This is a genomic window from Pseudovibrio sp. Ad13 (assembly GCF_001623225.1).
Lineage (GTDB): Bacteria > Pseudomonadota > Alphaproteobacteria > Rhizobiales > Stappiaceae > Pseudovibrio.
On the sequence record NZ_LMCC01000013.1, the window covers coordinates 21485 to 46830 of the forward strand.

Consider the following 25346-nt stretch of genomic DNA (forward strand, 5'->3'; position numbering starts at 1 on the left):
TTAACCAGTTTCTACAAGGCGGGGAGCCTGACGTGTGTCCACATCGTCAGACAGATCTGTAAGCGGGGTCGGATAGTCCCCGGTAAAGCAGTGATCAGTGAACTGCGGGTTTTCGTTGTCACGGCCATTCTCATGGCCCATGGCACGGTAGACGCCGTCAATGCTCAGGAAGGCAAGGGTATCTGCGCCAATGTATTTGCGCATGCCTTCAAGATCATACTTGGCAGCCAGCAGCTTTTCGCGAACCGGCGTATCGATGCCGTAGTAATCGGAGAATTTGATTGGCGGAGAGGCCAGACGGAAGTGAACTTCTTTCGCGCCAGCATCTCTGATCATCTGAACGATTTTCACACTGGTGGTGCCGCGTACAAGGCTGTCATCCACCAGCACCACACGCTTGCCTTCAATCTGCGCTCTGTTGGCAGAGTGTTTGAGCTTAACACCAAGCGTACGGATCTGCTGTGTCGGCTCAATAAACGTGCGGCCCACATAGTGGTTGCGGATGATGCCAAGCTCAAACGGAACACCGCTTTCGGCTGCAAAACCAAGAGCTGCTGGAACGCCAGAATCTGGTACCGGAACAATTACATCTGCTTCAACGGCGCTTTCCTGCGCCAGCACACGTCCAAAACGCTTACGAACGTCATAAACGGAATGACCGTTCAAAACACTGTCCGGGCGGGAGAAGTAGATGTACTCAAAGATATCTGGGCGGGAAGGGCGCTTGCCGAATGGGAAGTAGCTTTCGATACCACCTGGTGTACAAACAACAACCTCACCGTTCTCAACTTCACGAATGAATTTAGCGCCAATGATGTCCAGCGCACATGTTTCACTTGCAAAAATCGGAGCACCATTCAGATCGCCAAGAACCAATGGGCGAATTCCATAAGGGTCACGCGCACCAATCAGCTTTTTACGGGTAAGTGCGACAAGAGAGTAAGCACCTTCCATCTGGCTGATGGCCTCGATGAAGCGATCTACGATCTTTTTCTCACGGGAACGGGCAACCAGCTGCAGAACCACTTCACTGTCAGACGTGGACTGGCAGATCGCACCGTCCTTGATCAACTGACGGCGCACGGTCATCGCATTGGTGAAGTTACCGTTATGACAGATCGCAATCCCGCCACCATCAAGCTCAGCAAACAGCGGCTGCACATTGCGCAGTGCAGCTTCACCAGTGGTGGAGTAGCGCACATGGCCGATCGCATACGGACCCTTCAGGTTGTCGATGGTTTCCTGCTGAGTGAAATGATCACCCACAAGACCCATATGACGTTCTGAGCGGAACTGATCGCCATCAAATGTCACAATGCCTGCAGCTTCCTGTCCGCGGTGCTGAAGCGCATGAAGCCCCAGAGCGGTCAGTGCTGCTGCATCATCATGTCCAAGAATGCCAAAAACACCGCATTCCTCGTGCAGGGTATCGCCGTCAAAATCTGCCTGTAGCTCTTTCAAAGCGGCAGAATTGTTTGATACGCCACTGCTCATGGCATCACTCCTTGGTTCTTACTTGGGCCAAATATCAAAATTAAGCTTAGTTCCGGCCTTCGCCGGAGGCCGTCAGCTGGTCCAGTCCGCGCCGCTCACTTGGGGAGTAACGGGCTTCTTCATCACTGGATGCGCCTGTTGCAGAGCCGGTCGTGCCGCCCTGCTTACGAATCTGGTCCATAATTGCGCGTTCAGGATCTTCCGGCAGTGCGGCAACCAAACTTTGACCACTGGTCACCAGCAGGTGTCTGGATTTGGCATCCATGATCCAGTTTGGTTGGCGTGGCTCTGGTACAAACCAGTTAAAGAACAGCAGTGCAACGACAACAAGAAGGAAGCCGCGGGCTGCGCCAAAGACAAAACCGAGAGTTCTGTCGAGCGCGCCAATTCGGCTGTCCAGCACGAAGTCTGAAATGCGCATGGTGATGTAGCTCACCACGATTAATGTCACGAGGAAGACAGCACCTGCAGCAATGGCAGTTGCCAGTGTGTCATTGGTTACGTGCTGCAACACAAATGGTTTCAGGCTGCCATAAAAAAGATAGGCGGCGACTGCTGCTGCGACCCATGATGCAATAGAAAGCACCTCACGTACGAACCCGCGAATCATAGCAAGAACGCCAGAGATCAGCATGATAACCAGTAGAATTCCGTCTAAGAGTGTGATCGGCATCTGTCGACACAAGTCCCTTGTTTGACTGGCAGGCAAACCAACAAAAATGCCTGCCGGTTAAAATCAGCCTAGGTTAAACCCTTAAGCGTTTTCCATTTTCTGTGCACTGGCAACAATATTTGCTACCAGATCTCCCAGCTCCTCAAGTCCTTTAACGTGACCGAGAGCATTGGAGCCTTCTTTCATATTCCCGTCGGCGATAACCGCCTGACCGAATCCAAGCTTCTGAGCTTCCTTTAATCGGGAAGCTGCCTGAGCAACTGGTCGAACTGCACCAGACAGACTGATTTCGCCGAAATAGACGCATTCGAGGGGAAGAGCAACCCCACTAAGCGATGAGATTAAAGCTGCCGCAACGGCGAGGTCAGCTCCTGGCTCATTAATTCTCAGTCCACCAGCGACATTCAGATAAACGTCATGTTGCGCAAACTTAACACCGCAGCGTGCTTCAAGCACGGCCAAAATCATAGAAAGGCGCGCGCTGTCCCACCCGATCACCGCTCGGCGTGGTGTGCCAAGGGGGGAGGGTGCAACAAGTGCTTGCATTTCGACCAGCAATGGCCGCGTACCTTCTATCCCGGCAAACACGGCTGAACCTGGAGCAGTTGCGCTTCGTTCACTAAGGAACATAGCACTGGGATTCTTTACTTCTCGTAGCCCCATGTCGGACATCTCGAAGACGCCAATTTCATCCGTCGGGCCAAAGCGGTTCTTCACGGCACGCAAAATACGATACTGATGTGCGTTATCACCTTCAAAATAAAGCACAGCATCAACCATGTGCTCTACAACGCGTGGGCCAGCGATCTGGCCGTCTTTCGTCACATGACCAACAAGAACAACCGTTGTTCCGGTTTTTTTGGCAAAGCGGACCAGAGCCTGCGCAGAAGCTCGAACCTGCGTTACTGTTCCTGGCGGAGAATCGGCCATCTCGGTCCACAGCGTCTGGATACTGTCCAGGATCACAAGATGAGCGCGTTCATCACCCTTCTTGGCTTCCAGAGTTGCAAGAATGTCTTCAACGCTTGTCTCGGCAGCCAACTGAACCGGAGCATCGCGCAAACCAAGACGTTCTGCACGCAAACGCACCTGATCCACCGCTTCCTCGCCAGAGATATAAACGATATTGTGCCCTTGATAGGCAAGATGTGCGCTGGCTTGCGTCAAGAGGGTGGACTTGCCGATACCGGGATCGCCGCCTACCAGCAGAGCAGAACCTTTTACAAAGCCGCCGCCAGTCACACGGTCCAGCTCGGCCACGCCTGTGATAATTCTCGGAGCGTCTTTGGTTTCACCCGAAAGACCAACCAGTGGAACAACACGTCCCTTGGAGCGCGAAGCGGTCTTGGGCCCGGCTCCGATGCCGCTGGCCTCTTGCTCTTCCTGAATTGTGTTCCATTCACCGCAAGATTCGCAGCGGCCTGCCCATTTGAGTGTGGTTGCCCCACAAGACTGGCAGACAAATGAAAGGGAGCGTTTCGCCATATCGAATTCAGGTTCCTGCCAGTGTTTAGCTCGCTAGCGTTTATAGTGGCGTGTATAGCGTGCTCCAAGGCTACACAGCAATTCATATGGGATGGTTTGAGCAAAGTTTGCCAATTCATCCACGTTTACATGTGCGCCCATAATCTCAACCGGTGCACCGCGTGACAGATGTTCCTCGGGAATATCCGTCACATCAACTGCAATCATATCCATGGAGACACGGCCAAAGATGGGAGCAAAATGCCCGCCGATATAAACCCGTGCGCCGTCAGGCTGGTCGTCAGAGCTGCCAACCAGTCGGTGCAAACCATCCGCATAACCTGCATTTATGGTGGCAATCCGGCTTTTTCGCGGTGTTACACGGGAAGCCCCGTAACCCACAGGATCGCCAGTGGGAACTTCACGCAAACTGATGATTTCCGCCAGTACATGTGCAACCGGAAGCATCGGGTTGCTGTCGTCAGGAACTGGGTTTCCTCCATAAAGCGCAATGCCTGGGCGAACCATGTCGAAGTGGTAATCAGCTCCCAGGAAAATACCGGCAGAGTTGCTCAAGGATTTGCGGGCGCCCGGAAACAACTCACAAACCCGCTGGAAACGATCCAGTTGCTTTGCGTTGAGCTCGTGGTCAGGCGTATCGGCGCAAGCAAGATGGCTCATGATCAGATCGATCTTGATGCCCTTAAGGAAATGAGGCGACTCACCAGTCTTCAGCGCATCTTCAATAGACATGCCCAGACGATGCATGCCTGTATCAAAGTGCAAAGCCGCAGACAGTTCTTCATCCAGACCTTGCGCAAAGGCAGACCATTCAGTTGCTTCCTCAAGACTGTTTAAGACCGGTTTGAGATTGAAATCGTAATAGAATTTCTCACGGCCACGGAAGAGGCCATTCAGCACATAGATTTCTGCATGTGGCAGTTCTTTGCGCAGGTCGATTCCTTCTTCAGGAAGCGCGACAAAAAAGACACGGGCTCCGGTGTGATAAAGTGTTTTGCCAACTTCTGTAGCACCAGTCCCATAACCATTGGCCTTGAGTACCACAGCGCAGGTACAGCCATCACCCACCTTGCCATTCAAATAACACCAGTTCGAGCGTAGAGCGGTAAGGTCGATGGTTAGCTTTGCAGCACCGCCAGCAGAATGAGCTGCGCGGGCAGATGTAGGAGCGGCAGAATGTGTCACGCGATTGCCCTCAGATTCTTTGAATGCGCAATAACCTACAAAAAATATCTGAATTTAAAAAGAAAGACCCGGAGCACTGCACAACTGATGTGCGTTACCCCGGGCCAATCGCTAATTCAGTAGGATGAACCAGCCTTACTCCATAATTCTGTCAGGAATATGGGCGTCGTCTGCCAGATCGGAGAAGCGAGTGAACTCGCCCTGGAACTGCAGATCAACAATGCCAGTTGGACCGTGACGCTGCTTGGCGATAATGACTTCCGCCTTGCCGCGCAACTGCTCCATCTTGCCACTCCATTCTTCGTATTCCGGAGTGCCTTCAGGCGGTTCTTTTTTGCCCATGTAATACTCTTCACGATACACAAACATGATCACATCCGCATCCTGCTCGATCGAGCCAGATTCACGAAGGTCAGACATTTGTGGACGTTTGTCGTCACGGTTTTCAACCTGACGAGAGAGCTGGGACAGCGCGATGATCGGAACATTAAGTTCCTTCGCCAGCGCTTTAAGGTTGGTGGTGATCTCAGTAATTTCCTGAACACGGTTGCCCTGATTCTTGGAGGAACCAGATAGCAGCTGAATATAGTCGACCACGATCATATCCAGCCCCTTTTGTCTCTTCAGCCGTCGGGCTTTGGAAACGAGGGACGCGATGGAAATACCACCTGTTTGATCCACATGAAGTGGAACGTGTTGCATATGCTGTGTTGCCGCAACCAGCTTCTCAAATTCAATCTCGTTGATGTCGCCGCGGCGAATCTTGGAGGAAGAAATCTCTGTCTGCTCAGAAATAATACGAGTAGCCAGCTGTTCGGCACTCATTTCCAAAGAGAAGAAGCCAACAACGCCGCCATTTACAGTCCGAACAGTGCCATCTGGCATCTCTTCAGTCTGATAATTTTCAGCAATGTTATAAGCGATGTTCGTAACCAGCGATGTTTTACCCATCGCAGGACGACCAGCCAAAACGACCAAATCCGAAGATTGCAAGCCACCCATGAGTTTGTCCAGGTCACGCAAACCTGTTGAAACACCGGAAAGGGCGCCTTCACGCTGAAAGGCTGCTGCAGCCATCTCAATAGTTTCGGTCAGTGCACTGCCAAAGTCCTGAAAACCACCATCAGACCGGCCAGTCTCCGCCAGTTCAAACAAACGACGCTCAGCATCGTCAATCTGAGAGGACGGTGGCATGTCGATTGGCGCGTCATAGGCAATGTTCACCATGTCTTCGCCAATGGTGATCAGGTTACGGCGAGTCGCCAGATCGTAAATGGTCTTGCCGTAGTCTTCTGCGTTGATCACAGAAGTTGCATCACCTGCAAGACGCAGCAGATACTGAGTTGCAGACAGGTCTGCAATCTTCTCATCTGCCGGGAAAAACGTTTTGAGCGTAATAGGCGAGGCAATCTTGCCTGCCTTAATCAACGCTCCGCATTTGTCATAGATATCCTTGTGGGGAGCTAAGAAAAAATGGCGCGCTTCTAAAAACTCCGAGACACGATAATAGGTCTCGTTGTTTACCATAATGGCACCAAGAAGCTGGCGCTCTGCCTCGGCATTATGCGGGACCACTCTCATGGTCTCACTAGCCTTCTCTAATTTTTGGACTGTGCCCTTCATTCCGCCCCTCGTGCCGCTTGGCAACTTGGTTACAGCTTTAAGGCGGGCAGGAAAAGGGGGCCTTCGCACCTTAAGCCCAGTTCTTTAACAAAATTAAATCAGCGGGGAAAATTGCAGGTTGCCAATTGACAGTCGCTACTCTCTAGACGCGAGAAAAGCTTAGAATAATTGTTTAAAATCAGCCGTATTCAGGGATTTTCGCCCCAACTACAATTATTAACAAACTCTTTTTTGAGGAATAGAATCAGCGGGGCCTTTGCCGATTCTGCCAAGATCAGTGCATAAAAAAAGGCAGAGTCGGAGACCCTGCCTTTTTCATCGAAAAGTGAAGAAAAATTATTCTTCGGTTTCTTTTTCTTCGCCTTCAGCTTCTTCTTCGTCAGAAGCTTCTTCAGCGTTTTCTTCGCCGTCTTCCAGCTCTTCGTCTTCGTCGAGATCTTCGTCGAATTCAAAGTTGTCTTCTTCACGGCCTGTGAGGTCTTCGCCTGCTGCCTGACGGTTAGCTTCGTCTTCAGAACGAGCAACGTTAACAGAGATTTCAACTTCAACTTCAGGGTGAAGAACGATGGATACGTCGTGCAGACCGATGGTCTTGATTGGCGCGCGCAGGGAAACCTGGGAGCGAACAACGCTGAAGCCTGCTTCGGTCAGTTCACCAGCGATATCGCGGGTAGCAACAGAACCGTAGAGCTGACCAGTTTCGCCAGCAGCGCGGATAACAACGATGCTTGCGCCAGCCAGCTTTGTGCCAACTGCTTCAGCTTCAGTTTTACGCTCAAGGTTACGAGCTTCAAGCTGTACACGTTCGCTTTCAAAGCGTTCAAGGTTAGCTTTGTTTGCACGAAGTGCTTTGCCCTGAGGCAGCAGGAAGTTACGTGCGTAACCGTCTTTAACAGCTACGGTTTCGCCCATCTGGCCAAGTTTAGCCACACGCTCAAGAAGGATAACTTTCATGGAATATCTCCTTTGCTGTCCTGCGGAAAGTGTGATCCGCAGTTAGAGAGAGCTTCTCGCTGATGCGATCAATCTCTCAACCGTGATCCCGACACGTCGGGATCATGAAAAAGGCCAGGGTGCAAAACACCCTGACCCAATAACCAAGATTTACTTGATTACGAAAGGCAGCAGGCCGAGGAAACGAGCGCGTTTGATGGCACGAGCCAGTTCACGCTGTTTCTTCGCAGATACTGCGGTAATACGGGAAGGAACGATCTTGCCGCGCTCAGAGATGTAGCGCTGCAGAAGACGGATGTCCTTGTAGTCAATCTTCGGAGCGTTCGCGCCGGAGAATGGGCAGGTCTTACGACGACGGAAGAAAGGACGACGTCCTGCGGAAGAAGATTCAGCCATTTTCAATTACTCCGCTGCAGGTGCTTCAGGACGACGATCAGGGCGTGGGCCACGATCACCGCGATCGCCACGGTCCGGACGTGGACCACGATCGTTACGGTCACCACGACGACGGTCGTCGCGATCACGCTTCTGCATCATAGCGGACTGTTCTTCGTCCAGCTCTTCTACACGGATGGTCATGAAACGAAGAATGTCTTCGCTCAGGCCCATCTGACGTTCCATTTCAGCAACAGCCGCGTGTGGAGCATCTACATTCATCAGAGTGTAGTGAGCCTTACGGTTCTTGTTGATACGGTAAGTCAGAGTACGCAGACCCCAAGTTTCGATTTTGCCGACTTTGCCGCCGTTTTCTTCGAGAACAGTTTTGAACTGTTCAACGAGGGCTTCAACCTGCTGAGTAGAAATGTCCTGACGAGCCAGGAACACGTGCTCATAGAGCGCCATGTGGATTGCCTTTCTGAGTTAAACAATTCCGGTATTGGCGCAAAGCCCCTTCGAACGGCCCTCAGAAAAAGGCCCAGAAGATGTTTACACAAGAGCGGAGACACGGGAAGACGGATATCTTTCAACTCCTACAACCCCAAAGGGCTGCCTTCCTTTAAGCCTCCGGCCTAATACCAGAAACGAGATGGGCTTTATAGCCAATCCCCTACAAAAGACAAGTACTATCGGGGAAAAAGACCTTTTTTCCAGATGCAGTCTTGACATTGCGCGTGCAAGGCGGCTCATGTCGCCCCGATGAATACGCAGGCAACCAAGGTTTTCCTTGGGTTTCTTGAAGGTGCAAGCAGCTGACCAATAGGGCATCTGCAGTGCTACTAATTTTGGCGGCGGTCATAATTTGCACGTATTTGGTGAATTTATAGCCGCCCCATCTTGGAATACAAAGTGGACCACCCACATTTGAGGCGATTGGCCCACATTGACGCAATATAGAGTGCGACGGAGCTATTTATAAATGACTATTGCATTTACATTTCCCGGACAGGGCAGCCAGACGGTTGGAATGGGTAAAGAACTTGCCGACACGTTCCCGGAAGCGCGCGCTGTATTTGAGGAAGTTGATGCAGCTCTCGGTCAGTCTCTGACCAAGATCATGTGGGAAGGTCCGGCAGACGAGCTGACCCTCACTGCAAACACTCAGCCAGCTCTGATGGCTGTAAGTCTCGCCACCATGCGTGTGCTTGAGGCAAAAGGCGTTGACCTCTCCAAAGCTGCAAGTTTTGTAGCAGGCCATTCTCTTGGTGAATACTCTGCACTGGCTGCAGCGGGCTCTTTGAGCATTGCCGATGCAGCACGTCTGCTGCGCATTCGCGGTGACGCAATGCAAAAAGCAGTGCCAGTAGGTGAGGGCGCAATGGCAGCTCTACTGGGGCTGGACTTCGATCAGGCGATGGAAGTTGCACAAGAAGCCGCCCAGGGCGAAGTTTGTCAGGCAGCCAATGACAACGCAACCGGTCAGGTTGTTGTGTCTGGCCATAAGGCAGCCGTAGAACGTGCTTGTGAAATCGCAAAAGGCAAAGGCGCTCGCCGCGCTGTTCTGCTTCCGGTCTCCGCACCGTTCCATTGCTCCTTGATGCAACCTGCTGCAGACGCAATGGCAAAGGCATTGGCTGAAGTTGAAATTAAAGCACCGGTTGTTCCACTTGTTGCAAACGTTCTTGCTGCACCAATCACTGATCCGGAAGAAATCCGCACTCGTCTGGTAGAGCAAGTGACTGGAACTGTACGCTGGCGCGAATCTGTAACCTGGATGGCCGACAACGGAGTGACCACGCTCGTTGAAGTCGGCACTGGTAAGGTTCTCAGTGGCATGGTGCGCCGTGTCGTCAAATCTCTGGAAGGTGTTGCGATCAACACGGCAGAAGATATTGATGCACTTGTTGCACGCCTTGAAGGCGTCGAAAGCTAATACACAGATTTTGAAGGCTCAAAGGCACCGCATTTTGCACTGCGTATAGACGGAACCTATGGTTCCTCCCTATGAGCTTTCTTCAAACGGATTTTAAGCCGAGGAGACCAACGGCATGTTCAATTTAGAAGGTAAAGGCGCTCTCGTAACCGGCGCGACCGGTGGTATCGGTGAAGCGATTGCACGCGCTCTTCACGCGCAAGGTGCAACTGTAACCTTGTCCGGTACCCGCGAAGCGAAGCTGGAAGCGCTGGCATCTGATCTGGGTGACCGCGTTCACATTAAAGCAGCAAACCTGTCTGATCGTGACAGTGTTGATGCGCTTGTACCAGCGGCTGAAGAAATGATGGGCACTCTCGATATCCTAGTGAACAACGCTGGTATCACCCGTGACAACATCTTCATGCGCATGAAGGACGAAGAATGGGATCAGGTTCTTGAAGTGAACCTGTCCGCAACATTCCGCATCTGTCGTGCTGCAATCAAAGGCATGATGAAGCGCCGTCAGGGCCGCATTATCGGAATTACCTCTGTTGTTGGTGTTACCGGCAACGCAGGTCAGGTGAACTACTCTGCTGCAAAAGCTGGCATGATCGGCATGTCCAAGTCTTTGGCGCAGGAAGTGGCGTCTCGCAAGATCACCGTAAACACAATTGCTCCAGGTTTCATCTCAACCGCGATGACCGACGAGCTGAACGAAAAGCAGCGCGAATCGATCCTGGGCAACGTTCCAGCTGGTCGTTTGGGCACTGCTGAAGAAATCGCAGGTGCAGCTGTTTATCTCGCAAGTGATGAAGCAGCGTACGTTACCGGTCAGACACTGCACGTGAATGGCGGTATGGCGATGATTTAACGAAGAAATACGCAGCCGGTCCGATCCTCTTACAAATGGGGCAATCACTACTGGCGGCTGGTAAACCAGTGCTAATTGTGCTAGGAACCCGCCGATTAGAAGTGACCTCTTGGAAAGAGGAACGGAAAAGCTGCGGTTTTCTTTGGAAGCGGCTTAACATATGGGCCGTTGCGTCTTTTCAAAAGAACCAGAGTATGCAACACGGGAGCCGAGTGAAACAAGGCCCCGCGAAGCGGACCGAAACACTACCTTGAAAACCAATTGAGGACTTAAAATGAGCAATGTTGCAGAGCAGGTAAAGAAGATCGTTGTCGAACACCTCGGCGTAGAGGCTGACAAGGTCGTTGAATCTGCAAGCTTCATCGACGATCTTGGTGCAGACAGCCTGGACACCGTTGAACTGGTAATGGCTTTCGAAGAAGCATTTGGCGTTGAAATCCCGGACGATGCTGCTGAAACCATTCAGTCCGTTGGCGATGCTGTAAAGTTCATCGAATCCAAACAGGGCTAATCCTGTTTCAAAAAGCTAGGCACGCGGTGGGTCATTTGCGCTCGCCGCGCCTGTTTCCTTTTCAGCTGCATGCCTGTCGCAGAGAATGACACTTATGTCTTCCGGTACGACACAAAGGGCTGACAGCGCCAATCTAATTAAAGTGCAGGAAATATGCGTCGAGTCGTTATCACAGGCATTGGCATGGTTAGCCCACTGGGCAGCAGTGCAGAAATCTCTTGGCAGCGAATTCTTGAAGGTAAGAGCGGTGCACGGCGCATCGAGGGCTTCGAAATTGAAGACCTTCAAACCAAAATCGCCTGTCAGGTACCACTTGGCGATGGAACCGATGGAACCTTCAATCCAGACGATTTCATGCTCCCAAAAGAACAGCGTAAAGTAGATGACTTCATCATTTATGCTGTCGCAGCTGCCGACCAGGCAATTGCAGATTCGGGATGGAATCCAGAAACCGAAGAAGAGCAGAACCGTTCCGGTACCCTGATTGGGTCTGGAATTGGCGGTCTTCAGGGTATCGCTGAAACAGCTATTATGATGGAAGAGAAGGGCCCGCGTCGTGTTAGCCCGTTCTTTATTCCTGGCCGCTTGATCAACCTTGCAAGCGGTTATGTGTCCATCAAGCACAAACTCAAAGGCCCGAACCACTCAGTGGTTACAGCTTGTTCCACTGGTGCGCACGCTATTGGCGATGCTGCCCGTCTGATCGCATTGGATGATGCAGACGTTATGGTTGCTGGCGGCACTGAGAGCACAATCTGTCGTTTGGGAATTGCCGGGTTTAACGCCTGTAAAGCACTGTCTACTGGCTACAACGATGAGCCTGAAAAAGGTTCTCGTCCCTACGATAAAGACCGTGATGGCTTTGTCATGGGCGACGGTTCTGGCGTTGTTGTTCTCGAAGAATACGAGCACGCTGTTGCGCGCGGTGCAAAAATCTACGCTGAAGTTGTTGGTTACGGTCTGTCCGGTGATGCATACCACATCACGGCACCGGCATCCGATGGCGACGGTGGGTACCGTTGTATGAAAGCTGCGCTGAAACGCGCTGGCATTTCTCTCGGTGATGTTGATTACGTCAACGCACACGGCACCTCAACACCTCTGGGTGACGAGATTGAGCTGGGTGCAGTTGAGCGTTTGGCTGGTGATGATGCCGGGTCTTTGACCATGTCATCCACCAAATCTGCAACCGGCCACCTGTTGGGTGCCGCTGGCGCAGTAGAGGCAATCTTCACCGCTTTGGCGATCCGTGATCAGATTGCTCCACCAACGATCAACCTTGAAAATCCATCAGTTGAAACTGAGATTGACTTGGTCCCTAATAAAGCCAAGAAGATGGAGATTAATTATGCTCTGTCTAACTCATTTGGCTTTGGTGGCACAAACGCGTCTCTGGTTCTCAAAAAAGTCGAGTCATAACTCGCTTTCTTGATCAAGAAATAAAAGGGCCAGACTCCGCATGGCGGAATCTGGCCTTTTATATTGCGGCTCCCGAATGGGTTAGGCTCTGTAATGAGTATTTAAAGCGTATCTGCGAAAAGTGGGCATCGGTTTTCGATAGGGATACGCTAGTAATGGAGTGCTTAGAGCGCTCCCGTATAGAGGGTTACAATGGCTCAATCGCCTGAAGACAACTCAAATGGGCCAAAAGATCAATCCGATCTTCATATTCAACCGGGTGGGTCATCTGCGCCGCGCAGTCCCAGCCGCGCTATTCAGCCAGAAGCTGCACCACCACCTCCACCGCGTTCCCGTCACGCACGCAATCCAGTTGTCATCACCATCAACTTTCTTCTCTCCATAGCTGTGCTCGGCATTATCGTTGCCGGTGCTGCGCTTTATTGGGGTAAGGGAGAGTTTGACGCGACCGGACCGCTGACAGAAGAGACGATTTTCATTGTCGCGAGTGGGATGAGCCTGCCGCAAATTGCTGGAAAGCTGGAAGACGAAGGCGTTATTACCAATTCACTCGTATTTGAAGCTGGCACCCGCCTGTTCAAAAACGAGAACAAGATCAAAGCAGGTGAGTACGAGTTCCCGGTTGGGATTTCCATGAAGACCGTTATGGAAGATCTCGTGAGTGGCCGTGCGGTGTACCACTCTGTAACCTTTCCAGAAGGCTGGAGCAGTGTCCAGATCATCAACCGTTTGAATGCAAATAAGATCCTGACCGGTGAAATCTCTGCAATCCCTGCAGAAGGTTCCTTGCTGCCAGAAACGTATACATTCACGCGTGGAACCTCAAAGGTGCGCATCATTGAGCAGATGGAAAAGGCAATGGATGATCACATTGCCCGCATCTGGGAAAAGCGTTCTCAGGGCCTGCCGATTGATACGCCAGAACAACTCGTGATCCTTGCCTCTATCGTGGAGAAGGAAACCTCCAAGGTGGATGAGCATCCACGAGTTGCCTCTGTCTTCGTCAATCGCCTGCGCAAAGGTATGCCGTTGCAGTCTGATCCGACCATTCTTTATGGCCTGTTCGGTGGAGATGCCTGGACAAAAGACCGCTCTGCGATCACGCGCTCCATGCTGAAAGAGAGGAACCCTTACAACACCTATCAGATCAAAGCACTGCCTCCGGGGCCAATCGGCAACCCAAGTGCAGCAGCTCTGGAAGCTGTCGCAAATCCGGCCCGTACAAAGGATCTTTACTTTGTCGCTGACGGAACTGGTGGCCATGCTTTCGCAGAGAGCTACAAGCAACATCAGCGCAATGTAGCCAACTGGCGTAAGGTTGAAAAAGAGATCCGTGCCAAACAGGCTGCGGAAAAGAAAAAGAACTGATCTGCAAACCTTGCAGGACAAAATGAGAAAAGCCTGCCCAGTTGAGACACCGGGCAGGTTTTTTGTTGAAAGCAAGCATCATGCCTGAAAGATGCATATTGGTTTTCAGATTAGGTTAGGCGCAAAGGCTGGGGCAACGACATACCTCATGGGCATGGACCAATTTCACGGGTAAGCTCAGGGCCAGCAAATATTGAATGAGAACGCCAACGAATAGACGGTGTTCAGATGAGGAGTTTCAAGGGATGGCACTGGCGAGCATGACCGGCTTTGCACGGGTGGAAAGCAGCTATGAAGAGACACGCTGGGTGTGGGAACTCCGTTCCGTCAATGGCAAAGGCATGGATGCCCGCTTGCGTCTGCCCCAGGGGCTGGACGGGGTAGAAGCGGAAGTGCGTAAGCGCCTTGCTGCGAAACTGAAACGAGGCAACGTCTCTGTAGGCCTGCAGATGCAACGTTCGCAGTCTGACTCGGCGCTGGTGGTGAATGAAGAAGCTCTGGAGCAAGTGCTCAAAGCCATATCCATTCTCCGCAATCGCTTGCCTGATGCACCCGAACCAACACTCGACGGTATTCTGGGCTACAAAGGTGTTTTGGAGTTTGAAGAGGCTGAAGAAAGTGAAGAAGAAAAAAATGCCCAGATTGCGGCTCTTCTGTCGTCCTTTGATGAAGCACTGAACGCGCTTGTTGAAATGCGCAGGAGCGAAGGTAGCGCAATTGCCACTCTTCTGAAAGGCCAAGTCGATACCATTGAGGCGTTGGCTAAACAAGCTGAAAAATTGCCCTCCCGTAGTCCTGAGGTCATTCGCGCCCGCCTTGAAGCTCAGGTCAACGAACTGATTCAGGCAAGTAGTCAGCTTGATCCTCAGCGCTTACATCAGGAAGCAGCTGTTCTTGCCACCAAAGCAGACATCCGTGAAGAACTGGACCGCCTTTACGCGCACGTGGAAGCTGTTGGTGACCTGCTCGTCAAAGGCGGAGCCATCGGACGGCGTCTCGACTTTTTGGCACAGGAATTTAACCGCGAAGCAAACACTCTCTGCTCAAAATCCAACAGCGTCGAGCTGACAGCGATCGGGCTGGAACTGAAAACAGTGATCGACCAGCTTCGCGAGCAAACTCAAAACATCGAGTGAAGCGGTGCTGCGAAAGTCAGGGATCGGTTTTCGCAGCAGAACATGAAGACAAAAGTTTGAAGTGCAGATAAGCAAAAGAAGACAAAACCAATATGACCTCTAAAAAATCAGATGGGACAACCGTATCAGCTCAGGATATCGAAGAGGCGCGCCGCGGCTTCATGCTGGTGTTAGCTGCGCCGTCCGGAGCGGGGAAGGGAACGATTGCAAACAAGCTGCTGGCTGATGACGACAAACTGGCGCTGTCTGTGTCAGCAACGACCCGACAACGCCGCGCAACTGAAGAGCATGGCGTTCATTATTACTTTCTGGAAACTGATGACTTTGAACGCAAGATCAAAGCCAACGAACTGCTGGAATGGGCCAAGGTCCACGACAACTATTACGGCACTCCGCGTGAACCGGTTGATGCCAGTCTGAACGCAGGTAAGGATATCCTGTTTGATATTGATATCGCAGGCGTGCGCCAACTGCAGGAACAGGCTGGAGACGACGTTGTTGCGATCTTCGTTTTGCCACCATCAATCGCAGAAATGCACGCCCGCCTGACGGGCCGTGGGGATGACGATAACGCAGCCATCAAACGCCGCATGAAGACAGCGATTAACGAGGTCTCCGGTTGGCAGGAGTTTGACTATATCATTGTAAATGATGACCTGGATAAAGCCGTTGCAACAGTGCAGTCAATCATCGCAAGTGAACGTCTGAAACGGGTTCGCCTGCCAAAGCTCTCTGGGAAGATGAAAGGTATGATTGCCGACCTGAAGGCCACCATTGCTGAATAATCAGACAAGAACAATGCAAAATCTTGTAAATTCAGAATGTTGACGTGGTTTTGTGATTCAAACTATTAGCTACTTGAATCAAATTATGAGCCAGATACAAGCAGGGCGTTATTTGCAAGAGCAAGTGCCCTGCAAAACAGCAGCCGTCGTGAGTGAATAGCCATTGACCAGCCAAGTACAGAGGCGGGCTGAACTTGAGGACAAAGAGCGATGATCACACGACGTCAGGCGCTGAAGGGCGCTTTGTTTGGTGGGGCTGCTGTTGCTGGCGGCTTGGCTGGCGCCTCCAGCCTTTGGGCAGTTCCAAAACGGCATGACATGATTGCACGCAACATCGACCATCAATTGATGAGGGGTGCGCCTGCAACTAAAAACATGTTCACCTTTGGGAATGCAATGCCGCCAACCCTGCGCGTGAAGCAGGGGCAACCGTTCCATAGCCGTCTCATTAACAAGCTGGAAGAGCCGACAACCATCCACTGGCACGGCATGCGCCTGCCTAATGATATGGACGGCGTGGCATTCCTGACCCAGCACTACGTGTACACCGACGATCATTTTGATTATCGCTTCACACCACATGATGCTGGTACATTCTGGTATCACCCGCACTGCAACTCGCTGGAACAGCTATCTTACGGCATGACTGGCTTGATGATCGTGGAAGAGGATAAAGATCCGGGGTTCGATCATGACATCCCGGTGAACCTGCGTGACTTCCGCCTTGGCAGTGATGGTCAGTTTGTTAAATTGTTCCAACCACGCAAATCCGCGCGGGCAGGGACGTTTGGAACACTCCGCACCTCTAACTGGCAATCTGCGCCAGTTATGGAGGTAAAAGCCGGTTCTCTTGTCCGCCTGCGCCTGTGCGTCACTGATGTAACTCGCATTTACAAACTGTCCTTCCCACAAGGCACAGATGCAAAAGTTATCGCCATGGACGGTAATCCGGTTGAGCCATTTACTGTCAACAAGCTGGCACTTGGGCCGGGGCAGCGTGCGGACATCGCAATGCGCATTCCAGATGGAGAAGGGCAGCAAATTGAGCTGACAAACTGCTCGTCGTCCTCCCCATGGCCAGTGCTGTCACTGAGAGCGATTGGGCAATCCTTGAACCGCGACCTGCGTGAGATCAAACAGTTGCCAGCCAACCCGATCCCGCAGCCTGATCTGAAAAACGCGAAGTATATCCCGCTGGAGTTCTCTGCCACAGCGGAAAAACGACCAGCCAACCCAATCTGCGGAAGTCTGGGATTCTCATTCTGGGCGGTCAACAAAGAGGCATGGCAAGGCGCAGAGCGCGGCCCGCTGGATCCGGTGGAAGTTCTCAAGCGCGACAAGTCTTATGTGTTTGAGTTCATCAACCGAACCCCGCACACGCACCCGATCCATATCCACGGTATGACCTTCCAGCTGCTCAAGAGCAACAAACGCCAGCTCGCCCCATGGTGGACCGACACCGCGCTCGTGCTGCCAGACGAACGCGTTCAAGTCGCCGTGCGCCCGGACTACGAAGGCGACTGGCTCATGCACTGCCACATCATTGAACACCAGGAAAGCGGCATGACCGCCTTCATGCGCGTGGAGTAAAATCACTTCTGCGATGACACCCAAAAGCCCTGAGATCTTATCCGAGCTCAGGGCTTTATCATGTTAGAAACTGAACGAGCTTGCTCTATTCCTTGTCAAAAGCATGTGCCAAGGCAATGAAGCCGGCCACATCGATCTCTTCTGCGCGGGCAGTTGGCTTGAGGCCGGCAGCTTCGATATGAGCCTCTGCATCTGGCTTAAGGCCTTTTAAGCTTGCTCTGAGCATTTTACGGCGCTGACCAAAGGCATGGGCGGTTACTCGCTCCAACGCCTTCAAAGGGCACTCCAGAGGCTTCTCGCGCGGGTGTAGTTGCACAACAGCGGACGTCACCTTTGGTGGAGGGGTGAAAGCCTTTGGGTTCAGATCAAAAAGTATATCCGTATGACACCGCCAGTTTGCTAAAACACCGAGGCGGCCATAGGCTTTATTGCCTGTTTCAGCAACAATGCGCTGCCCGACTTCTTTCTGGAACATCAATGTCAGAGAGTCCCAAAACGGAGGCCACTCATCAGTTGTCAGCCACCCAAGCAGCAGTTGCGTACCCACATTGTAAGGCAGGTTAGCAATAATCTTGATCGGGCCGTCAGCAAGCTCAGCAGGATTGTACTTGAGGGCATCACCCTCAATCACTTCCAGCTTGCCATTGTAGTGCTCTGAAATCTGAGAAAGCACAGGCAAGCATCGCGTGTCTTTCTCAATCGCAACCACTTTTTTGGCACCAGCTGCAAGCAGAGCGCGTGTCAAACCGCCGGGGCCTGGGCCAACTTCAACAACGGTGCAGTTGCTCAGATCTCCAGCACTGCGGGCGATGCGCGAGGTAAGATTGAGGTCCAGAAGAAAATTCTGACCAAGGGATTTGCGGGCATCGAGCCCATGCTCTGCAATCACCTCACGCAGAGGTGGCAGATCATCAATTTGTGCCATTAAACGAGCTCAGGTTGTGCGAGGGCTGCTGCAAGGCGCAGGGAAGCCATCAAGCTGTTTGGAGAGGCCTTATTCGTTCCCGCAATGGAAAATGCGGTTCCGTGATCAGGTGATGTGCGCACATAGGGGAGGCCGAGTGTCACATTCACAGCTTCATCAAAGGCCAGAGTTTTGACAGGAATGAGTGCCTGATCATGATACATGGCCACAGCCACATCATAGGTATCCAGCGCTTCACTGTGGAACATGGTGTCAGCGGGCAAAGGACCACGAGCATCTATGCCTTCACTGCGCAGTTGGGCAATAGCTGGAGAAATTGTTTCGATCTCTTCCGTCCCCATAGCACCACCTTCACCTGCATGAGGGTTGAGACCTGCAATCGCGATACGTGGTGAGGCAATGCCAAACCGTTCGATCATGTCTTTGTTGATGGCCCGGCAACGGTCGACGATGAGATCCTTCGTCACCAGCTTTGGTACGTCCACTATTGGAACATGGACCGTAAGCGGAACAGCCATTAGCTCAGGACCAGCCAACAACATGATTGGTTCCACGTCCTTGTCCCAGTAGGTTTTCGCCAGATCGCCAAGAAATTCGGTGTGACCCGGATGATGAAAACCAGCGTCATAAAGGATTTTCTTGGAGATAGGGTTGGTGACAACCGCTGAAGCCCTGCCATCCTTCACATGCCGTACCGCAGTCTCGATGGATTCGATGACAAGAGCAGCATTTGTGCCAGAAGGAGCGCCGGGACTAACCTGGACTGGGCCGGAGAGAGGAACCACCGGAAGTGCCTCATCAAAACAGTCACAGGCGGCTTCTGGTTCCACCACTTTGATTGGAATTTTCAATCCGAGATGCTTTGCGCGGGCTTTGAGGAGCTCTGGATCGCATAGGACGTAGAACGGCTGAACAGCTTGTTCAAAGCGAACTTTCCACGTTTTAAGCGTAATATCAGGTCCAATACCTGCAGGCTCGCCCATTGTCAGGGCGAGCGCCAATTTCACTCTGCGCATAATAAAAAAACATCTCCTGCTGCTGATCAGGCGATCAGCGCTGCTCGATTACAGCATTGGAGCGCAGGTCGCGAAGGTAACGGCGAGAAAGCTGTTGCCCTTTTTTATTCCGCAACTCGCCCTCAATAGTGCTTCGCGCAGTCGCATCACTGTTGATTGTCTCTTTACCACAAAGAGCAATCATCTCAAATCCGGAGTCTACAGGGGTAGGCGCTGTGACGCGGCCGATAGAGATCTCATTCAGCTTTTTCACAAAAGGCGCAGGCAGATCAGTTTCAAGGCGTTTGCCGATTGGGCGCACGATGACTTCATTCAAACCGGATGCAATGCGCGTTCCTTCTTCACAGGATGTGAAGCGGGCTCGAAGCTTCTTCATTTCAGTGACGCGCTTGTTTTTGAAGGACTTGCTGGACTTCTTAGGAACGACAAAAATGATGCGCTGCAGATCGTATTCAACGCTGGTCGCGCCATTGTCATCTTTGTTTTCTTTGCCCTGAAGCGCAGCAATCACGTCTGACTCATTAATCCGAACGGTCGCGCGAAAACGCTGCATGACAACTTCAGACCAGGAAATTTCAGCACGAAGGCGATTTTTCAGTGTGCGAGGATTAACGCCGCTTTGAGAAAGCGCTTGCTTGAATTGAGAAGGCGAGAGTTTAACGCGCTGTGCGATTGTTGCAAAAGCATCATCAACTTTCTTGTCAGCGATTGAAACTCCGACCCGCTTTGCTTCCTCAAGCTTCAGCGCTTCATCAATCAGCTCATCCTTAGCTTTCCTTTTGGCAACGCTGGACGGTGCCCGTGTGGTGAGCGTGATAAGCTTTGACCGCTGTTGCAGTTCATAACTGGTAATCGGACGGCCATTGACGACAGCAACGATTTTACTTGCGGCTTCCGCAGAAGTAAGCATCGGACCAAGTGGCGCCAGCATGCTGGCAGCGACAACAAGCGAAGCACAGAAGCGAGTAAGTTTCATTTTGTTAAGCTCTCCGTCCCAAAGGCGATTGCCCTCAATGGACGCTCCCTAGATAGCACTGGTGCATATTTGGCACAGCTTGACTCAAATTAGAAGGGTGCAGCCCGGAAAAATTTATTCAAACTAATAATAACAAATGTAGGCGACATTCTGTCATGCCTCTGGCTATTTCCTGTGCACAGCCAGAGGTTTAAGCTTATCTACTTACTCAATCATTTGGGGATGAGTCAGAAGTTGAGGTCGAAAGGCTGGTATCACCAATAGTTCTGAGGCCGAATCGGAAGAAGAAGATCCGCTCTACGGGCTCACCATTGTTCCGGCTTCTGTCTTCACCATAGGAGAGTGAAGCGGAGAAGCCTTCGTCGTCATAACCAAGACCAACAGTGTCCTGAACAATGTTTTCGTTGATCATGTCATAACGCAGTGAACCGAAGACACGCCAGTTTTCCTGCAAGTTCAGATTCAAGGCACCAACAAGCTCAGAGCGCTGTTCATCAATCCCAGCGTCTGGACGCTCCGCCAAATAGGCATAGGACAGAACTGTCGAAGCTGGACCATAACGACCACTTGCGCTGACTTCCGCACGTTCTACACCAAAGTCATGTTCGCTAAAGCGTGCGTTACCACCCACACGAAAGCCAGTATTGGCATCGAAATAAAGGCTCGTCACATAATCAGACCCTGCAGTCTGCAAGCCGGAGTCGCCTGTTGAATCGAGAATGCCTGGAACTGAATAGGAGTTCTGGCCGGCAAGTTGGAAGGAGCGACCAAACAAACCGCTGATAAACGAGCCTTTGTCAAACTGCAGCTTGTACTGCAAACCTAAGTTTGCACGAGTACCACCCTCGTTACGATCGAAGCCTGAGAACTTATCCCACTCAAACAGCGTGGAAGCATCAAACACGATGGACTGCGCATCTTCGTTTGGCAGTTCCCCAATCTCCGCCTCGTTTGGACGAACAATGATCTGTGCGATCGGTTCGATAACCTGATTGCCACCGTTAAATGTTGCAAGGAACGGATAACGGTATTCCAAACCAATCGCAGGCATTCCGCGGAAGACAATGGACTCATCTGAAAGAGCTGTCACATTATCATCTGCGTTCGCGAGGAAATACAGGTTGGTCTTTGCATAGGCAAACGGTGTGAACACCTGACCAATCGGATCGATAAGTGTGCGCTGCCAAGTCAGATTTGCGCTTAGACGACTAAACGTACCTTCAACACCACGGAAGCGGTTCTGGCCATTCACAGAGAAGGCGTCAGTTGTCTGGCGCGTCAGACTTGTGAGGTTGCCATCGTAGTTTAGTTGTCCACCAACGACAGACTTCTCAAAATAAATGGCATTGTCTATGACAGGATGAACAAAAGGCTGCTTCTCTTGAAGATCTGCATTGACCTGAGAGAATGGCCCAATCGGATTCATCGGCTGCGTTGGGCTTGGGTTGTCTTCCTGCGAAATCTGGAAGGCATATGCATTTGCGTCAAAGAGATTCCGCTTTGTTTGACCATTCAAGAAAAGCTTGGAAACTTCCTGAGCGCTACCAAATCGTGCAAACCCATAGTCCTCGCGGAATGCCCGGTCTGTTGCATAAGTAATGTCCCAACCGGCTTCCCAGCGTTGACTCAGATCGAAGCTTCCGTCCGTATTGACAATAAAGCGACCACGTACATCGCCGCTGGAGCCATTAAAGGCACTTGGGTCTGCCTGAGAGATCCCGCCAAGTGAAACATTGTAGGAACCAGTATCAAACTGTTGCCGCCAATCCAGCTGGCCCAATACACCCTGCTGCGTGAGCGGCGTGAGTGTCACGGTTAGATCGTATGTTGGCGAAAGGGACCAATAATATGGAATCGCGGCACCAAAACCGAGGCGATTCTTGGTAACAAAGCGCGGAAGTAGGAAGCCAGATTTACGGCCGACTGATGGATCTGCGATTGAGAAGTAAGGAATCTTGGCAATCGTATTCCCGAACAGCTCAATGGAAGCACCCTCAAAATAGATGCGTTGCTTTTGCTGATTGTGGATGATCGTTGTTGATTTGATCCGCCATAACGGAGGCTTGGGAGCCTTCTTATAGACAGAGTAAGTACCATTCCTCAATGTGGTGACGTTGTCATTAGAGCGCTCAGCGCTCTCGGCAACGAAATGCGTAAACTGAGGAGTGTCAATCTGCAAAGCATTGACGAAGCCCTCAGAGAAATCATCACTCAAAGTCAGATTGTCTGCAAGAATGAGATTGCCATCAGGCTCTGTCATTTCCACATTGCCGTGCGCAGAAAACTTCCCGTCCTTACGATTGTAAGTCACACGATCTGCGAGCAATGTGTAGTTGTCAAAATAGATCTCAACACTACCCGTCGCGATAATGACGTCATTGTCAAAATCATAGCGAAGCTCTTTAGCTTCAAGCAACATTGGTTGAGATGTGTCAACAGCCTGCTGGGCAGACTGTGAAAGGTCGATCTGCGCAACTGCAGGCGCGCTGAGGACCGCAAGGCCAGCGCCGCACAGCAGAGCAACTGCAGAGACAGTGCGAAGGTATTCTGGCGATACGCAGCCAGCACCAACTCGCTTGATTTTCTGTTTCAGGATCAAGGCCGAACCCATCAACCATCCTCCTGATTTAACAGAATTGTAAAACCCATAAGAACCCCAAATACGCCAGGTGCCCATGCTGCAACCGTTGTGGGAACGATTCCAGCACCGCCCAGATCCTTTGAGACTTCGGAAACGGCATAAAGCACGAAACCAGCAATAATGCCCCAAATGATCAAGCGGCCAATCCCCCCAAAACGCGATACACGCAGCGAAACAGCAGCAGCAATGACAATCATTGCCACAAGTAACAGGGGTTTGGCTAGAAGAGTCTGATATTGTAAAGAATACCTATACGCGGGTAGTCCAGCCCTTTGGGATAACTCAATAAAGCGTGGAAGACTCCAAAAACTAATAGATTCCGGCGAACCTATGCTCTCCTTGACCTCGGTTGGGGTCAAAAAAGTACTGACAGAGTAGTTCCCATAATGCTGTGGATCAGTGTCTACAGCATAGACAACAGCATCAGTTAGCCGCCACATGCCCTCAGCTAGAACGGCGCGCCGTGCTTCGATTCTCTCTGAAAACTGGCCTTGGCGATCAAACGAGAAGATCGTGACACCATTGAGTGTCGCGCCTTGCCCGCTGGTGTGGCGTGCATGAAGAACTGACTCGCCATCGGTGCCGTTCTGTCTGAGCCAAACCTCTCCAGATCCTTCAAGCAAATAGGTTTGCTCCACACTGAACAAGCCTTCTGCCACCTCATCTGATTTTTGCTGCAGATATACAGCACCAGGATTGTAACCAATCACAGCAGCAACGCCTATGAACAGGCCAGTCAGAAGAGCAGGGGCAGTAAACTGCCAGACCGAAATACCAGCCGCACGTGCGACCACGAGCTCAAGGCTTCTAGAGAGCGTAACAAACGCCCAGATAGAGCCAAAAAGGACGGCAAACGGAATAACCTGTTCAAGCAGAAGTGGAACGCGCAAAGCAGAGATTGCAGCAATGCGCAGAAGAGAAAACCCTTCACGGTCGCCACCTCGGCGAACAAGCTCAAGCACGTCAAACAGCAAGATCAAAACGGCAGCAAACAGAAAGAGGGCCAGAATCGACTTCAAAAACCGTTTGGATATGTAAAGACTAAGCGTTCTTCCGGTCATTACAGTCCTGCTGTCCCTTGGTTCTTGCGGCCTACCAATTTGGAGAACACACGACCAATGCCATTAAAGAGGCTTTGTGTTCCATCGACCAGACGCTGAACAAACCAAGGTCTTCTGTTCAGGCTAATGGACCACGCAGCAAGCGCAATTGCGATTATTGGGATTGCGTAGAGCAATGGGAACATATCAGGAGCCGAACTCACGATGAGCGTTGCGCCAAAACCTGCTGTTCTCAGCAGGGTCGCAACCGCGATTGTTGTTGTTATTGCAAGGCCTTGATCCTGACGAGTGGTCTTGGGAGAACCCAGGAAAGCATAGATGATCAGACCAAAGGCAATGGGGTAAAGCGGGACACTTAAACGGTCGTGGAATTCCACAACTAGCTTGTCCCAATGCTTTGCAGCGTAAGAATCATCAGGGCTTGCGCTCAGCAATTCGAAGGTTGGACGCTCACTTGCCTTGAATGTTGGCTCGCGAGCCTCGGGAATCATCGAGGACAAATCGAAGCCATAACTCTCAAAGCTGACGATGGACATATCCTGTCCACCCTTCGGGCGGCGCTGGATCGTCCCATCAAGCATGACAAGCAGTGTTTTGTCCGCAGCCTCGATAATCCGTCCCGTCTCAGCCGTATAGGTAAATGAGGTTTCCGGATCGCGGGCATCATCCAGCAAGAGACCTTCAAGGATCCCATCACCGCTTCTGTTGCGGATATGGAAGGTCAGATTCTCTTCGATCGGAATGAAACGTCCAGGCTTGATGATGTTGGCGACCAAATCAACACGCACGCGCGTCAACTCACTGCGCAATTCCGCCAAGCCTGTCGGGGACAGATACATGGACAGGAAATACATCAGGGCTGTGATTGCGAGTGAAAACACCATGATTGGCCGGAGAACAAGCGACTTGGAAGCGCCCGAAGCGTTGATGACAATAAGCTCACTGTCGCGGGACATGCTGTTGAGCACGATTATAAACGCCAGCATCATTGCGAAGGGCGCAACGATCAGGATGAGAAAAGGCAGAGCCAGTGCAGTGATGTAACCAAACTGCAAAAGGGTCTGGCCTTTTGAGGTGACCAGATCCAGCTGGCGCAGCGCTTGGGTGGACCAGACGACGCCAGTCATGGCGGCCAGTGTCACAATAAAGGCGGTAAAGCTGCGTTTGACGATGTAGCGTTCAATAGTTTTCATTGTGCCGTGCAACAGAACCTTTTCTTGTTCGTTATGGGGGAGGCCAAGCCGCAAAATGATTCAAGTCCACTCAATAACACGGAATACGGCAGAAAGCCGGATCACCGGATCTTTTAATGAATAAACTCGCAAGTTTCTTCACATAGC

At 51.6% G+C, this 25346-nt stretch carries 22 protein-coding genes; 8 read left to right on the forward strand and 14 right to left on the reverse strand.

Features of this window, described 5'->3' with window-relative positions; genetic code table 11:
- From purF to rpsF, 8 genes are all read right to left on the reverse strand, one after another.
- The gene (gene purF / locus PsAD13_RS13965; RefSeq protein WP_063288438.1) at positions 1-1494 is read right to left on the reverse strand and encodes an amidophosphoribosyltransferase; all 1494 of its coding nucleotides are present in this window, start codon (positions 1492-1494) and stop codon (positions 1-3) included.
- Positions 1495-1540: 46 nt separating this feature from the next.
- Positions 1541-2167 (reverse strand): CvpA family protein, encoded by a 627-nt coding sequence (locus PsAD13_RS13970; protein WP_057460948.1) that lies wholly within the window; start codon positions 2165-2167, stop codon positions 1541-1543.
- 81 nt (positions 2168-2248) lie between these two features.
- Complete coding sequence (radA, locus tag PsAD13_RS13975) at positions 2249-3652, reverse strand: DNA repair protein RadA (RefSeq protein WP_057460949.1); 1404 nt, start codon at positions 3650-3652, stop codon at positions 2249-2251.
- 33 nt (positions 3653-3685) lie between these two features.
- Entirely contained in the window at positions 3686-4837 is a 1152-nt protein-coding gene (gene alr / locus PsAD13_RS13980; RefSeq protein WP_063318540.1) for an alanine racemase, read from the reverse strand.
- Between the two features lie 135 nt (positions 4838-4972).
- Positions 4973-6460, reverse strand: coding sequence for a replicative DNA helicase (locus PsAD13_RS13985; protein WP_063296513.1), 1488 nt, complete (start codon positions 6458-6460; stop codon positions 4973-4975).
- A gap of 336 nt (positions 6461-6796) precedes the next feature.
- The gene (gene rplI / locus PsAD13_RS13990) at positions 6797-7414 is read right to left on the reverse strand and encodes a 50S ribosomal protein L9 (RefSeq protein WP_057460952.1); all 618 of its coding nucleotides are present in this window, start codon (positions 7412-7414) and stop codon (positions 6797-6799) included.
- A 150-nt stretch (positions 7415-7564) separates the two neighbouring features.
- Positions 7565-7810, reverse strand: coding sequence for a 30S ribosomal protein S18 (gene rpsR, locus PsAD13_RS13995; protein WP_008552033.1), 246 nt, complete (start codon positions 7808-7810; stop codon positions 7565-7567).
- A 6-nt stretch (positions 7811-7816) separates the two neighbouring features.
- Positions 7817-8257, reverse strand: a complete 441-nt coding sequence (gene rpsF, locus PsAD13_RS14000; protein ID WP_057460953.1) for a 30S ribosomal protein S6 — start codon at positions 8255-8257, stop codon at positions 7817-7819.
- Positions 8258-8771: 514 nt separating this feature from the next.
- Between rpsF and fabD the strand changes: the two genes are divergently transcribed.
- From fabD to PsAD13_RS14040, 8 genes are all read left to right on the forward strand, one after another.
- Positions 8772-9725: an ACP S-malonyltransferase gene (gene fabD / locus PsAD13_RS14005; protein WP_063304761.1), complete on the forward strand. Its 954-nt coding sequence runs from the start codon at positions 8772-8774 to the stop codon at positions 9723-9725.
- A gap of 115 nt (positions 9726-9840) precedes the next feature.
- Positions 9841-10578: a 3-oxoacyl-[acyl-carrier-protein] reductase gene (fabG, locus tag PsAD13_RS14010; protein WP_057460954.1), complete on the forward strand. Its 738-nt coding sequence runs from the start codon at positions 9841-9843 to the stop codon at positions 10576-10578.
- Between the two features lie 274 nt (positions 10579-10852).
- Positions 10853-11089 (forward strand): acyl carrier protein, encoded by a 237-nt coding sequence (locus tag PsAD13_RS14015; RefSeq protein WP_008551920.1) that lies wholly within the window; start codon positions 10853-10855, stop codon positions 11087-11089.
- A gap of 153 nt (positions 11090-11242) precedes the next feature.
- On the forward strand, positions 11243-12508 hold the full coding sequence (fabF, locus tag PsAD13_RS14020) for a beta-ketoacyl-ACP synthase II (RefSeq protein ID WP_057460955.1): 1266 nt from the start codon (positions 11243-11245) through the stop codon (positions 12506-12508).
- A 192-nt stretch (positions 12509-12700) separates the two neighbouring features.
- The gene (gene mltG / locus PsAD13_RS14025; protein WP_063318541.1) at positions 12701-13876 is read left to right on the forward strand and encodes an endolytic transglycosylase MltG; all 1176 of its coding nucleotides are present in this window, start codon (positions 12701-12703) and stop codon (positions 13874-13876) included.
- A gap of 245 nt (positions 13877-14121) precedes the next feature.
- A complete protein-coding gene (locus tag PsAD13_RS14030; protein ID WP_063318542.1) occupies positions 14122-15012 on the forward strand; it encodes a YicC/YloC family endoribonuclease in 891 nt (296 codons plus the stop codon).
- A gap of 92 nt (positions 15013-15104) precedes the next feature.
- Positions 15105-15797 carry a guanylate kinase gene (gene gmk / locus PsAD13_RS14035; protein ID WP_063318543.1) on the forward strand — a complete coding sequence of 231 codons (693 nt, stop codon included), beginning with the start codon at positions 15105-15107 and terminating at the stop codon, positions 15795-15797.
- A gap of 210 nt (positions 15798-16007) precedes the next feature.
- Positions 16008-17387, forward strand: a complete 1380-nt coding sequence (locus PsAD13_RS14040) for a multicopper oxidase family protein (protein WP_063318544.1) — start codon at positions 16008-16010, stop codon at positions 17385-17387.
- Between the two features lie 85 nt (positions 17388-17472).
- Here PsAD13_RS14040 and rsmA read toward each other — a convergent pair whose 3' ends face one another.
- The 6 genes from rsmA to lptF form a co-directional block, all read right to left on the reverse strand.
- Positions 17473-18312, reverse strand: a complete 840-nt coding sequence (rsmA, locus tag PsAD13_RS14045) for a 16S rRNA (adenine(1518)-N(6)/adenine(1519)-N(6))-dimethyltransferase RsmA (protein WP_063318545.1) — start codon at positions 18310-18312, stop codon at positions 17473-17475.
- Positions 18312-19328, reverse strand: a complete 1017-nt coding sequence (gene pdxA / locus PsAD13_RS14050) for a 4-hydroxythreonine-4-phosphate dehydrogenase PdxA (RefSeq protein WP_063304766.1) — start codon at positions 19326-19328, stop codon at positions 18312-18314. Before pdxA ends, rsmA begins: the two co-directional genes overlap by 1 nt.
- Positions 19329-19362: 34 nt before the next feature.
- Positions 19363-20304 (reverse strand): SurA N-terminal domain-containing protein, encoded by a 942-nt coding sequence (locus PsAD13_RS14055; RefSeq protein WP_063318546.1) that lies wholly within the window; start codon positions 20302-20304, stop codon positions 19363-19365.
- Positions 20305-20512: 208 nt separating this feature from the next.
- Positions 20513-22915 carry an LPS-assembly protein LptD gene (locus PsAD13_RS14060; protein ID WP_063296522.1) on the reverse strand — a complete coding sequence of 801 codons (2403 nt, stop codon included), beginning with the start codon at positions 22913-22915 and terminating at the stop codon, positions 20513-20515.
- A complete protein-coding gene (gene lptG / locus PsAD13_RS14065; protein WP_063318547.1) occupies positions 22915-24006 on the reverse strand; it encodes an LPS export ABC transporter permease LptG in 1092 nt (363 codons plus the stop codon). Before lptG ends, PsAD13_RS14060 begins: the two co-directional genes overlap by 1 nt.
- Complete coding sequence (lptF, locus tag PsAD13_RS14070; RefSeq protein ID WP_208986645.1) at positions 24006-25199, reverse strand: LPS export ABC transporter permease LptF; 1194 nt, start codon at positions 25197-25199, stop codon at positions 24006-24008. Before lptF ends, lptG begins: the two co-directional genes overlap by 1 nt.
- Between the last annotated feature and the right edge of the window lie 147 nt (positions 25200-25346).